General features: G+C 66.0%; 14 protein-coding genes and 1 pseudogene. 8 read left to right on the top strand and 7 right to left on the bottom strand.

Translation table 11 applies throughout. The annotated features are described in order from the left end of the window. Positions 1 to 301: 301 nt before the first annotated feature. The 3 genes from ACLP25_RS22805 to araD are packed head-to-tail and all read left to right on the top strand — an operon-like array spanning position 302 to position 2,793. Positions 302 to 541, top strand: a complete 240-nt coding sequence (locus tag ACLP25_RS22805; RefSeq protein WP_442471423.1) for a hypothetical protein — start codon at positions 302 to 304, stop codon at positions 539 to 541. 24 nt (positions 542 to 565) lie between these two features. Beyond that, positions 566 to 2,074, top strand: coding sequence for an L-arabinose isomerase (gene araA, locus ACLP25_RS22800; RefSeq protein WP_442471422.1), 1,509 nt, complete (start codon positions 566 to 568; stop codon positions 2,072 to 2,074). A 14-nt stretch (positions 2,075 to 2,088) separates the two neighbouring features. Continuing rightward, the gene (gene araD, locus ACLP25_RS22795) at positions 2,089 to 2,793 is read left to right on the top strand and encodes an L-ribulose-5-phosphate 4-epimerase AraD (RefSeq protein WP_442471421.1); all 705 of its coding nucleotides are present in this window, start codon (positions 2,089 to 2,091) and stop codon (positions 2,791 to 2,793) included. 129 nt (positions 2,794 to 2,922) lie between these two features. Here the strand turns inward: araD and ACLP25_RS22790 are convergent, their stop codons facing one another. The 3 genes from ACLP25_RS22790 to galU form a co-directional block, all read right to left on the bottom strand. After that, complete coding sequence (locus ACLP25_RS22790; RefSeq protein WP_442471420.1) at positions 2,923 to 3,363, bottom strand: hypothetical protein; 441 nt, start codon at positions 3,361 to 3,363, stop codon at positions 2,923 to 2,925. 134 nt (positions 3,364 to 3,497) lie between these two features. Continuing rightward, a complete protein-coding gene (locus ACLP25_RS22785) occupies positions 3,498 to 4,478 on the bottom strand; it encodes a KpsF/GutQ family sugar-phosphate isomerase (RefSeq protein WP_442471419.1) in 981 nt (326 codons plus the stop codon). A 61-nt stretch (positions 4,479 to 4,539) separates the two neighbouring features. Further along, positions 4,540 to 5,436 carry a UTP--glucose-1-phosphate uridylyltransferase GalU gene (gene galU / locus ACLP25_RS22780; RefSeq protein ID WP_442471418.1) on the bottom strand — a complete coding sequence of 299 codons (897 nt, stop codon included), beginning with the start codon at positions 5,434 to 5,436 and terminating at the stop codon, positions 4,540 to 4,542. Between the two features lie 140 nt (positions 5,437 to 5,576). On the opposite strand from galU, the gene galE reads away from it, so the two are divergent. After that, positions 5,577 to 6,575, top strand: coding sequence for a UDP-glucose 4-epimerase GalE (gene galE / locus ACLP25_RS22775; RefSeq protein ID WP_442471417.1), 999 nt, complete (start codon positions 5,577 to 5,579; stop codon positions 6,573 to 6,575). A 31-nt stretch (positions 6,576 to 6,606) separates the two neighbouring features. On the opposite strand, the gene ACLP25_RS22770 is transcribed toward galE, so the two are convergent. From ACLP25_RS22770 to ACLP25_RS22755, 4 genes and pseudogenes are all read right to left on the bottom strand, one after another. Then, complete coding sequence (locus ACLP25_RS22770) at positions 6,607 to 6,747, bottom strand: hypothetical protein (RefSeq protein WP_442471416.1); 141 nt, start codon at positions 6,745 to 6,747, stop codon at positions 6,607 to 6,609. A 196-nt stretch (positions 6,748 to 6,943) separates the two neighbouring features. Further along, positions 6,944 to 7,093, bottom strand: a pseudogene (locus tag ACLP25_RS22765) (dihydrofolate reductase family protein); the annotation flags it as partial. A 191-nt stretch (positions 7,094 to 7,284) separates the two neighbouring features. Continuing rightward, positions 7,285 to 7,674 (bottom strand): DUF5615 family PIN-like protein, encoded by a 390-nt coding sequence (locus ACLP25_RS22760; protein WP_442471415.1) that lies wholly within the window; start codon positions 7,672 to 7,674, stop codon positions 7,285 to 7,287. After that, positions 7,671 to 7,901, bottom strand: a complete 231-nt coding sequence (locus tag ACLP25_RS22755; protein WP_442471414.1) for a DUF433 domain-containing protein — start codon at positions 7,899 to 7,901, stop codon at positions 7,671 to 7,673. The genes ACLP25_RS22760 and ACLP25_RS22755 overlap by 4 nt, the downstream gene beginning before the upstream one ends. A 260-nt stretch (positions 7,902 to 8,161) precedes the next feature. Here ACLP25_RS22755 and ACLP25_RS22750 point away from each other — a divergent pair, with 260 nt between their 5' ends. From ACLP25_RS22750 to ACLP25_RS22735, 4 genes are all read left to right on the top strand, one after another. Next, the gene (locus ACLP25_RS22750; protein WP_442471413.1) at positions 8,162 to 8,917 is read left to right on the top strand and encodes an ABC transporter ATP-binding protein; all 756 of its coding nucleotides are present in this window, start codon (positions 8,162 to 8,164) and stop codon (positions 8,915 to 8,917) included. Then, positions 8,910 to 9,653, top strand: a complete 744-nt coding sequence (locus ACLP25_RS22745; protein WP_442471412.1) for an ABC transporter ATP-binding protein — start codon at positions 8,910 to 8,912, stop codon at positions 9,651 to 9,653. Before ACLP25_RS22750 ends, ACLP25_RS22745 begins: the two co-directional genes overlap by 8 nt. Positions 9,654 to 9,852: 199 nt before the next feature. Next, entirely contained in the window at positions 9,853 to 10,743 is an 891-nt protein-coding gene (locus ACLP25_RS22740; protein WP_442471411.1) for a branched-chain amino acid ABC transporter permease, read from the top strand. Position 10,744: 1 nt separating this feature from the next. Then, a partial coding sequence (locus ACLP25_RS22735) for a branched-chain amino acid ABC transporter permease (RefSeq protein WP_442471410.1) occupies positions 10,745 to 11,691 on the top strand: 947 nt, incomplete at its 3' end.

The following is an 11,691-nucleotide window of genomic DNA, read 5'->3' as shown; positions in this document are numbered from 1 at the left end:
GACCCCGCGAGGCCGGTCAACCAATTTCAGGTCAGGCTCTTAGCAGTTGGCGACATTGACCAATTTGATGCTCGTCAAACCGCCGCGGCCCGGAGAGCGGTATTTGTATTTTTGTATTATAATTGCTGTGGACGACGCCGACGGCTTCGCTTTTGGCTGAGGGCTGGATATGTTGGGCTGAACTCTGCCGCGAGAGCGATCGAACGATGGGGGAAGCGCGAGCGCAGGCGATCCGTCCGCCAGAGCCAGCGGGGGCCCGATGATCCGGCGCCGCTGCAACAACGAAAAATCCGGAGCGCGCATGTTCACGTTGGGACTTGATTTCGGCGCCAACTCGGTCCGGGCGCTGCAGGCGGCGATGACGAGCGCGAAGCCGATCCATTACGAGCCGGACGAGGCGAGCGTGAAGGCCGACGATCGCCTCTACCGACTTTACCGCGAGGTCTCCGACAGCTTTCGCGGCGTGACCAAGTCCGCCGACCTCTCGCGGGTCATGAAAGACCTGATCGACATCAAATACGCTCAGCGCGCGACCGCCTGAAGCAAGACCGACGAAAGGCGTCCCATGATCAATCTCGCCAACCCCGAAATCTGGCTGGTCTGCGGTTCGCAGCATCTCTATGGGCCGGGACCGCTGCAGAAGGTCGCCGACGACGCGCGCGACATTGCCGGCGCGCTCGACGAGTCGCCGAAGCTGTCGCTCAAGGTCGTGTTCAAGGCGCTCATGACCACGCCGGACGAGATCGCCAGGCTCTGCTTCGAGGCGAACGCCGACGACAATTGCGCCGGGCTGATCCTCTGGATGCACACGTTCTCGCCCTCGAAAATGTGGATCCGCGGCTTGAACGTTCTGCAGAAGCCGTTCCTCCATCTGCACACGCAGTCCAACCTGGAGCTGCCCTGGTCGACGATCGACATGGACTTCATGAACCTCAACCAGTCGGCGCATGGCGACCGCGAGGCCGGGTTCATCCACACCCGCATGCGGCTCGCGCGCAAGGTCGTCGTCGGCCACTGGTCCGACCCCGAGGTCCACGACCGAATCGGCGCCTGGATGCGCGCTGCCCGCGCGTGGCATGACTGGCAGGGCGCGCGGTTCTGCCGCTTCGGCGACAATATGCGCCAGGTCGCGGTGACCGAGGGCGACAAGGTCGCGGCGGAAATGAAGTTTGGCTTCGCGACCAACGGCTATGGGGTCGGCGACCTCGTCAAGGCGGTCGGCGCCGTCTCGGACGCCGAGGCGAAGTCGCTCGCCGCCGAATACGAAGAGCTTTACGACGTCGCGCCCGTGCTGCGCCGCAGCGGCGAAAGGCATGAATCGCTCGTCTACGGCGCGCGGCTCGAACTCGGCCTGCGCAGTTTCCTAGGCAAGGGCGGGTTCAAGGGCTTCACCACCACGTTCGAGGACCTTACGGGCTTAAAACAGCTTCCGGGACTCGCTCCGCAGCGGCTCATGGCCGACGGCTTCGGTTTCGGCGCCGAGGGCGACTGGAAGACCGCGGCGCTGTTGCGCGCGATGAAGGTCATGGCCGAAGGGCTGCCCGGCGGAACCTCCTTCATGGAGGACTACACCTACCATTTGCCGCCTGACGGCCATCTGGTTCTCGGTGCGCACATGCTGGAGGTCTGTCCGTCGATCGCCGAGGGGAAGCCCTCGCTCGAGATCCACCCGCTGTCGATCGGCGGCCGGGAGGATCCGGTCCGCCTGGTGTTCAACGCGCCCGCCGGACCGGCGCTCAACGCCACCCTGCTCGATCTCGGGTCGCGCTTCCGCCTGCTCGTCAACGAGGTGACGGCGGTCAACCACCCCGTTCTGCCCAAGCTGCCGGTCGCCCGCGCCGTGTGGGAGTGCAAGCCCGACTTCAAGACGGCCTGCGGCGCCTGGATTCTGGCTGGCGGGGCGCACCACACCGGCTTCAGCTACGCGGTGACGGCCGAAATGCTCGAGGATTTCGCCACGATCGCGGGCATCGAGTTCGCGCGGATCGGAGACGGGAGCGAGCTTCCCGCGTTCAAGCAGGACCTTCGCAACAACGAGGTCTACTATCTTCTGGCCCAGGGCTTCCGGGTCTGAGCGGCGGAACGGCGATGTCGAACTTCACCGAGCTCAAGCGCGAAGCCTACGAGGCCAACGTCGCTTTGCCCCGGCACGGCCTCATCAACCTCACCTTCGGCAACGCCAGCGCCATCGACCGCGCCAAAGGCGCCTTCGCGATCAAGCCGAGCGGGGTCGACTACGCCGCCCTCACGCCCGACGACATGGTGGTCGTCGATCTCGACGGGCGGACGGTCGAAGGAACCCTAAGACCGTCGTCCGACACGTCGACCCATCGCCGGCTGTTCCTCGCCTTCGAGCGCATTGGCGGCGTCGTGCACACGCACTCGTCGCACGCCACCGCCTTCGCCCAGGCCGGGCGCCCGATCCCGATCTTCGGCACCACCCACGCCGACTATTTTGACGGCGAGGTCCCGGTCACCCGCAAGATGACGCCGGCCGAAATCGCCGGCGCCTACGAATGGGAGACCGGAAACGTGATTGTCGAGCGTTTCGACGGCCTCGATCCGGCCGATTTCCCCGGCGTCCTGGTCAATCGCCACGCGCCGTTCGCCTGGGGCCCGACGGTCGCCAAGGCGGTCGAGACGGCGGTCGCGATGGAGTGCGTCGCCGAGATGGCGCTGATGTCGCTGGCGCTATCCCCCAACCTCGGGCCGATCGAGCCCGAACTGCTGGCGAAGCACTTCAAACGCAAGCACGGCGCCGCCGCCTACTATGGACAGGCGCCCGCAGGCTGAGCAGACTCCACATCCGACCTATCGACCGGAGGGGCGGCGTCTCGACGCCCAGGCGCGCGAGACGCGCGCCCTCCATTGGAGCGCGGGGCAGGTCTCGCGGCCCTTCGCTGGTCTACACGCGGAAACCGCTTACGATGCCAGCGAGATCGACATGCCGCTGAGGTCGATCGAGAACATCAGGCCCATCTGGCGGCCGTGCAGCCTCAAAACCACACCGCGGGAGTTGGTGAGTTGCGCCACCGAACGTCCGCCGGCCACGGAGAGACCCGCCCCGACCGCCGAATAGATGCCCTCGATGTCGGCGGGCTGACGGAGATGGTAGGCGGTCCCGACAAGATCGGTCCCGGAGGCGCCGATCGTCGCGCCGGCGCTGATCCCGCCGACGTTCAACCGAAAGTCGGTCCCCTGGAAGCGGAGGATTCCGCTGCCGACCGAGGCGCCGAAGATGAAGCCGGCGCTGACGATCCGGATCGAGAACGATCCGGTCGCCGCCTCGGCGGGCGTGAGCAGAGCGCCGGAGGCGAGCGCGGCCCCGGAAAAAATGAGAGACCGACGAGTGATGACGTTCATGTTGGGCCCCCGTTGAGGCAAAAGGCCGAAGCGACTCGAAGCGTCCGGCCGGCCCCTCTGTTTAGACCCCTCGGTCGCGGATTGACAAGCTTGCGCCCGGAATGCGCGCGGTTTTGGCCGTAAATATCCGGAACCTAGACCGCCCCGATCCGCATCAGGTCGTGGAAGTGCACGATGCCGACCACCTGCTCGCCTTCGACCACCAGGAGCGCCGAGATCTTGTGGCTGATGCTTTCCAGCGCTTCCGCGACCAGCGCGTCGGGCGCGATCGTGCGGGGCTTGCGGGTCATGACGTCGGCGACCGGCGTTTCGAGCGAGAATCCGGCCTTCAGGCAGCGGCGCAGGTCGCCGTCGGTGACGATGCCGACCAGCTTGCCGGCGTCGAACGCGGCCACGCAGCCGAAACCCTTTGAGGACATTTCGACGATCGCCTCAGCCATTCGGGCGCGCGCGGAAATCCGCGGAATGCGCTCGCCGGTGTGCATCACGTCGTGCACATGCTGCAGCTTGGCGCCGAGCTTGCCGCCCGGATGCAGCGCCTGGAAGTCGCGCGCGGTAAAGCCGCGGCTCTCGAGAAGCGCGATCGCCAGGGCGTCCCCGAGCGCGAGTTGCATCGTGGTCGAGGTCGTCGGAGCGAGGCCGTTCGGGCAGGCTTCATCCGCGGCGGGCAGGGTGAGACAGATGTCGGCCTCCCGCCCGAGCGCGCTGTCGGGGCTGGCGGTCATCGCGATGAGCGGGATGGCGTAGCGCTTGGCGAAAGTGACGATCGCCGCAAGCTCGACCGTCTCGCCCGACCAGGAGAGCGCGAGCACGACGTCGCCGTTCTGCACCATGCCGAGGTCGCCGTGGCTCGCCTCGGCCGCATGGAGGAACGAGGCCGGCTGGCCAGTCGAGGCGAGCGTCGCCGCGATCTTGCGGGCCACATGGCCAGACTTGCCCATGCCGGTGACGATGATGCGGCCGCTCGCCGCCGCAATCGTCTCGACGGTTCGCGAGAACGCGGCGCCCAGTCCGCCGGTCTTTCCCATCGCCGCTTCGAGCGCGTCGAGGCCGCGGCGTTCCGTGTCGAGCGTTCGGAGCGCCGAGAGGACGACGCTGGCCTGTTCGTGAATCATGGGACTGTTTACCACCGCGGGCGCGCCCGGCAAAACCGGCGCGCGCGGGCGGCGGAGCGCCTCAGGCGCTCTTGGGGACGAAGCCGAGCTTGCGCAGTTCGTCCCTGACGCCGGCGCCAAGGTCGTGCCGGCTGAGGGCGAAGGCGATGTTGGCGGCGAGGAACCCGAGCTTCGAGCCGCAGTCGTAGGTGTCGCCGTCAAACTTCACGCCATGGAACTTCTGCTTGCGGGCGAGCTGAATCATTCCATCGGTCAGCTGGACTTCGCCGCCGGCGCCCTTGTCGACCAGTTCCAGGATCTGGAAGATTTCCGGCTGCAGGATGTAGCGTCCGGATATGATGAGGTTGGACGGGGCCGTTCCCCGCTTCGGCTTCTCGACCATGCCGGTGATCTCAAAGGCTGAGCCATGCTCTGCGCCGACGGCCACCACGCCGTATTGGTGCGTCTCGTCCGGCGACACCTCCTCGACCGCGAGAACATTGCCGCCGAATTCGTTGTAGGCCTCGACGCACTGGGCGAGGCAGCGGCCGCCGTGCACGCCGGGCTTGGTGACCATGTCCGGCAGCAGGACGGCGAACGGCTCGTCGCCGACGATGTCGCGCGCGCACCACACCGCATGGCCGAGGCCGAGCGGCGCCTGCTGGCGGGTGAAACTGGTCGCGCCAGCCGGCGGCAGGTCGGCCATAAGGGCGGCGTAAGCCCCGTCCTTGCCGCGCCGCTTCAGCGTATCCTCGAGTTCGTATGAGGAATCGAAGTGGTCCTCGATGACGCCCTTGTTGCGGCCCGTGACGAAGATGAAGTGCTCGACGCCGGCCTCCCGCGCCTCGTCGACGATATATTGCAGGATTGGGCGATCGACGACCGTCAACATCTCCTTGGGGACGGCCTTGGTCGCCGGCAGAAAGCGCGTGCCGAGGCCGGCGACGGGGAGAACGGCTTTACGGATCGGCTTTTTCATGGATTTTCTGTTCCTCACGATATCGATGCGGTCAGAATCTGCTATCGCTTAACAGGTCCGGTTCCGGGCCGCCATGCGGCATTTCGGATCGGAGTCGCGCGCATGGGGCCGGCGCCGGGATTCAGCAGGAAGGATGATCGATGAGCGTTCTGGTGACCGGCGGCGCCGGCTATATCGGCGGCCATATGACCCTCGGCCTTCTGGACGCCGGGGAAAAGGTCGCCGTGCTCGACGACCTCTCCACCGGCTTCGACTGGGCCGTCGCCGACCCGGCGCGCCTCGCCGTCGGCGACATGGGCGACGCCGATCTCGTCGCGCGGCTGATCGACGAGCACGAGGTGGATGCGATCGCCCATTTCGCCGCCAGGATCGTGGTGCCCGAGTCGGTCAGCGATCCGCTCGGCTACTATCTCAACAACACCTCGAAGGCGCGCACCCTGATCGAGACCGCGATCAAAGGCGGGGTGAAGACTTTCATCTTCTCGTCCACGGCGGCGGTCTATGGCGAAACTTCGTCCGAGCCCGTGTCGGAGGAGACGCCGCTCGCCCCGATCTCCCCCTACGGCCGCTCGAAGCTGATGGTCGAGTGGATGCTCGAGGACGCCTCCCGCGCGTACGACTTCCGCTACGTCGCCCTCCGCTACTTCAATGTCGCCGGCGCCGATCCGCAGGGGCGGCTCGGCCAATCCACGCCGAAAGCGACGCACCTCATCAAGCGCGGCGTCCAGACCGCGCTCCGCATCTATCCGAGCATGGAGATCTTCGGTCAGGACTATCCGACCCGCGACGGCACCTGCATTCGCGACTACATCCAGGTCACCGACCTGATCGACGCGCATCTGGCCGCGCTGGCCTATTTGCGCGGCGGCGGCGAGAGCGTCGTGTGCAATTGCGGCTATGGGCACGGGCAGACGGTCAAGGAGGTCGTCGACGTGGTCAAGCGCGTGTCCGGCGTCGATTTCAAGGTCATTTTGTCGCCGCGGCGCGCGGGCGACCCCGCCGCCATCGTCGCGCGCGCCGACCGGGCCAAGCGCGTGCTGGGGTGGAAGCCCACTCGCGACAACCTCGACGACATCGTGCGCCAGGCCCTCGACTGGGAGCGCCGCCTGCACAACCGGAGACCTGGCCACCAGCCCTGAAGCGGCGGGCTCGCGGCGCGAAACCATACGCTCAGGCTGGAGCATAGGTGACGACGACGTTGCCGCAGCGAAACGCATGGGTGTCGAGGAGCCGCAGGCTGCGCCTGTAACTGAACACTGTGCGTCCGCCGCCGAGCGCAATCGGAACGATCACGAACTGATACTCGTCCACGAGACCCGCCTCGCCGAGTTGCGCGGCGATCGATCCGCTGCCCGAGCACGGCGACGCCCGGGCCCTCCCCGGCCTTGATTGCGCGCACGGAATCTACGAGTTCGTCCCCCAACAGGCGCGAATTTCTCCAGATTGGCCGGATCGTCCGCGACGCCACGTACTTCGTTCTCGCGTTCATGGCCGCCGCGACGACGGGCATCTGTTCGGCGGCCAGCGGCGTCGGCCAGAACGCCTCCATCATCTGGTACGTCTTGCGGCCGAACAGCAGCGCGCCGCCGCCGCTCGCGTTGCCGCCGACCCAGTCTGCGAACTCCGGGTCCTCCCGGCCAGCATGCGCCCAGCTCATGTCGCCATGCGCGTCGACGAAGTAGCCGTCGAGGGAAATCGACTCGAACACGAGCAGCTTCTGCATGAGTCGAACCTCGCGCGTTGAGACATGGGCCGACGTTCTTTGCCGGCTCGACGTCGTGACCCAAATTTATAGCCGTTTAACGCTCCGGATCCGCGAAAGCGGCAGTCTTTACCGTCGCTGTCACATCACGCTCCGAATTCTTTACCCGGTGGCCGAACCGGCAGGAGCCGCAGCCGCATCCGCGCCGTGTCGATGGTCAGGAGCGCGCCCGCCTCCAGGTCATCCGCCATCCGGTTCAATGTGATTGTGACGACTGCGCCGATCGCTTCCGGGCTGACGTCGTCGGCCCGGATCTGAACGACGCTCGGCTTGGCGTCGCGCGTCGCAGCGAGGATTGCGCCGAAATCCAGATCGTGCGTCAGGACGACGAAACCATGGGTTCGCGCGTGGTCCATGATTTCCCGGTCTGACGCGTCCGCCGGTCCGACGTCCGACCAATGAACAGCTTCGAAGCCCTCGCTGCCGTGCAGCCTTCCCCAACGGGGAGACAGGTTCATGTCGATGAGCAGCTTCATTCGCCGGGCAGCATGATCTCACGCTCATCGGCGCGCCACGCTGCGTAGCGAAGCGCTTGAAGGAGATCTTCTCGTTCCAGGTATGGATAATCGGCGAGAAGCTCCTCAAATGTGCGGCCTGCGCCGATTTGCGCGACGATCATGCCGACGGTGACACGCATGCCACGGATGCAGGCCTTCCCCCCCATCAATACGGGACTGCGTGTAATCCGATCGAGAGTGTTCATAGGCTTCGAGTCTTTCAAGGCCGGTCGAGGATCGATTCTTTATAGCGCGCTCAAGCCAGAATCGGAAAATTGTCCGAGCGCGACCGAGTCCGGCCGCTTGGCATGCGCCCCGGCTGGAGGCGACGGGCGCCGGCTGCGGAGCCGCGCGTCTCGACTCGCGCCTGGCCGACGTCATTTGGGGCTTTACAACAACCCGCCGAAGCGGCTTCATTGCGGGCCAATCACGAGGGGAAGCGGATGCGCTGGAGCGGCTGGCGGGAATGAACGACGACGACATTCTCGTCACCGAGGGCCTCACCAAGAGCTTTGGCGATTTCCAAGCGGTGAGCGAGGTGTCGCTGCGCGTCAAGCGCGGCGCGATCCACGCCCTGATCGGCCCCAACGGGGCCGGGAAGACGACCTGCTTCAACATGCTGACCAAATTCATTGCGCCGACCGCCGGCACGATCACCTTCAACGGCCGCGACATCACCGCCCTGCGCCCGGCCGACGTCGCCCGCCGCGGGCTCGTGCGCTCGTTCCAGATCTCGGCGGTCTTTCCCCATCTCACCGCGCTCGAAAACGTCCGCATCGCCTTGCAGCGGTCGCGCGGCGATTCGTTCGACTTCTGGCGCTCGAAGTCCGCCCTCAATCCCCTGAACACGCGCGCCCTCGAACTGCTCGAGAGCGTCGGCCTCACCTCGTTCGCCTATTCCAAGGCCGGCGAGATCTCCTACGGCCGCAAGCGGGCGCTGGAGCTCGCCACCACCCTCGCCGTCGAGCCTGAGCTGATGCTGCTCGACGAGCCGATGGCGGGCATGGGGCACGAGGACATCGATCGGATCGCCGCGCTCATCCGCCGCGCGTCGGCCAACCGCACAATTTTGATGGTCGAGCACAATTTGCAGGTCGTCGCCAACCTGTCGCACCGAATCACGGTGCTGACCCGCGGGCGCGTGCTGGCCGAGGGCGACTACCGCACGGTGTCCGAGAATTCTGAGGTCCGGGAAGCCTATATGGGAGCCGGACATGGCTGAGGCGGCGGCCGAACGGGCGCGCGGCGCCGGGGCCGAAACGGTCCTCGAGGTGAAAAACCTTCAGGCGTGGTACAGCGAATCACACATTCTCCACGGCGTCGATCTCGACGTGCGCGAGGGCGAGGTGGTCACGCTGCTTGGCCGCAACGGCGCGGGCAAGACGACGACGCTGAAATCGATCATGGGCATCGTCGGCAAGCGCAGCGGCTCGGTTATCTTCAACGGCCGCGAGCTCATCAGCCTGCCGATCGAGCGCATCGCCCGGCTGGGCGTCGCCCTGTGCCCGGAAGAGCGCGCCATCTTCTCGAGCCTCTCCGTCAAGGAAAACCTGTTCCTGCCCCCCGCGGTTGCCAAGACCGGCGCGATGAGCGTCGAGCGCATCTATGCGCTCTTCCCCAACTTGCGCGAGCGGCTCTCGAGCGGCGGGGGCAAGCTCAGCGGCGGCGAACAGCAGATGCTGGCGATCGCGCGGATTTTGCGCACCGGCGCCCGCTTCTTGATGCTCGACGAGCCGACCGAAGGGCTCGCCCCGGTCATCATCCAGCAGATAGGCCGCACGATCGCCGAGCTCAAGCGCGAGGGCTTCACCATTTTGCTGGTCGAGCAGAACTTCCGCTTCGCCTCGACCCTCGCCGACCGTTTCTTCGTCATGGAGCACGGCAAGATCATCGACGCCTTCGTGAGCGTCGAGCTCGAGGGACGCATGGACATGCTGCACGAGGCGCTGGGGGTGTGATGAGCGTTCCTTCGGCTAACCCGCATGCACCCAGCACCGCCTTACAGACGGTCCCTCTCCCGCATTCCGCTGAGGCTTCAGGGGGGAGGAGAGCGCCGGCGTCCCTGTCCTCCCCTGCGCAAAGCGCGGGGGAGGGGGACCACGCGAGCCGTGGTGGAGGGGGCGTCTTGCCGGCTCCAAAGAGGGGTGGGGCCCGCCCATGACCCTCTTCGGCCACGTCATCAGCTGGCCCGCGCTCTACGGGCAGCTGCTCATCGGGCTCATCAACGGCTCGTTCTACGCGCTCCTGAGCCTCGGCCTCGCCGTGATCTTCGGCATGCTGCAGATCGTCAATTTCGCCCACGGCGCGTTCTACATGATGGGCGCCTTCGCCGCCTATTTCCTGCTGACGCTGACGGGCTTGAACTACTGGTTCGCGCTGATCCTGTCGCCGCTCATCATCGGCGCCGTCGGGGCGGTAGTCGAGCGGCTGTTTCTCAAGCGCCTCGCCGGGTTCGATCCGCTCTACAGCCTGCTGCTCACCTTCGGCCTGGCGCTGGTCTTCCAGGGCCTGTTCCAGAACTACTTCGGCGCCTCCGGCATGCCCTACGCCATCCCGAAGCAGCTTTCGGGCGCCTACAATCTCGGCTTCATGTTCCTGCCGGTCTATCGCGGCTGGGTGATCGTCGCCTCGATCGTCGTCTGCCTGGGAACGTGGCTCGTGATCGAGAAAACCAAGCTCGGCGCGTACCTGCGCGCCGCGACCGAGAACCCGACCATGGTGCGCGCCTTCGGCGTCAACGTGCCGCGGATGGTGACGCTGACCTACGCCTTCGGCGTCGCGCTCGCCGCCTTCGCCGGCGTCCTCGCCGCCCCGATCAACCAGGTCCGCCCGGGCATGGGCGCCGACATCATCGCGGTCGTGTTCGCGGTGGTGGTGATCGGCGGCATGGGCTCGATTCTCGGCTCGATCCTGACCGGCTTCGTGCTCGGCGTCGTCGAAGGCCTGACCAAGGTCTTCTATCCCGAAGCGTCGAACACCGTCGTCTTCGTCATCATGGCGATCGTCCTGTTGATCCGGCCGGCGGGCCTGTTCGGAAGGGCTGCCTGAGATGAGCGCGGAAGCCGTCGTCGCGGCTGACCTCACCGAGCGCAACCGGAGGGCGAACGCCATCGCCTTTGGCGTGATGGTCGCGTTGATCGCGATCGCCCCGTTTGTCGCCTATCCGTTCTTCATCATGCAGGCGCTTTGTTTCGCCCTCTTCGCCTGCGCCTTCAACCTGCTGATCGGCTACGTCGGCCTACTCTCGTTCGGCCATGCGATGTTCCTCGGCCTCGCGAGCTACGTCTGCGCGCATGCTGCGAAAGTGTGGGGGCTCGAGCCCGTTTCGGCGATCGCGCTCGGCGTTCTGGCCTCGGGCGTCCTCGGACTTGTCACCGGGGCGCTCGCCATCCGCTCGAGCGGCATCTATTTCGCGATGATCACCGTGGCCTTCTCGCAGATGGTCTATTTCTTCTGCGTCGAGGCGCCTTTCACCCATGGCGAGGACGGCATCCAGGCGGTTCCCCAAGGACGCGCGCTGGGATTGTTCGATCTGTCGAATCCCTGGATTCTCTACGTCTTCGTCGCCGTGATCTTTCTTTTCGGCTTTCTCGCGGTGCAGCGCATCGTCAACTCGCCCTTCGGCGAGATTTTGAAGGCCATCCGCGAAAACGAGCCGCGTGTCGTTTCGCTCGGCTATCGGGCCATGCAATACAAGCTCGCGGCTTTCACCCTGTCGGCGGCGATTGCCGGCCTCGCCGGCGCGACCAAGGCGATCGTCGCGCAGAACGCCTCGCTAACCGACGTTTCCTTCGCGATGTCGGGCGAGGTCGTGCTGATGACGCTGGTCGGCGGCATGGGCACGTTCTACGGTCCGGTCGTCGGCGCGTTCATCGTCGTTTCGATGCAGAATTATCTCGCCCAGTACGGCGAGTGGGTCACGGTTATCCAGGGCGTTGTGTTCGTCGCCTGCGTGCTGGTGTTCCGTCGCGGCATCGTCGGCGAGCTCGCGGCGCG

It is taken from the genome of Roseiarcus sp. (assembly GCF_052145395.1).
Lineage (GTDB): Bacteria > Pseudomonadota > Alphaproteobacteria > Rhizobiales > Beijerinckiaceae > Roseiarcus.
Note: the sequence above shows the minus strand (reverse complement) of the source record. Positions and strands in the feature narration are given on the sequence as shown.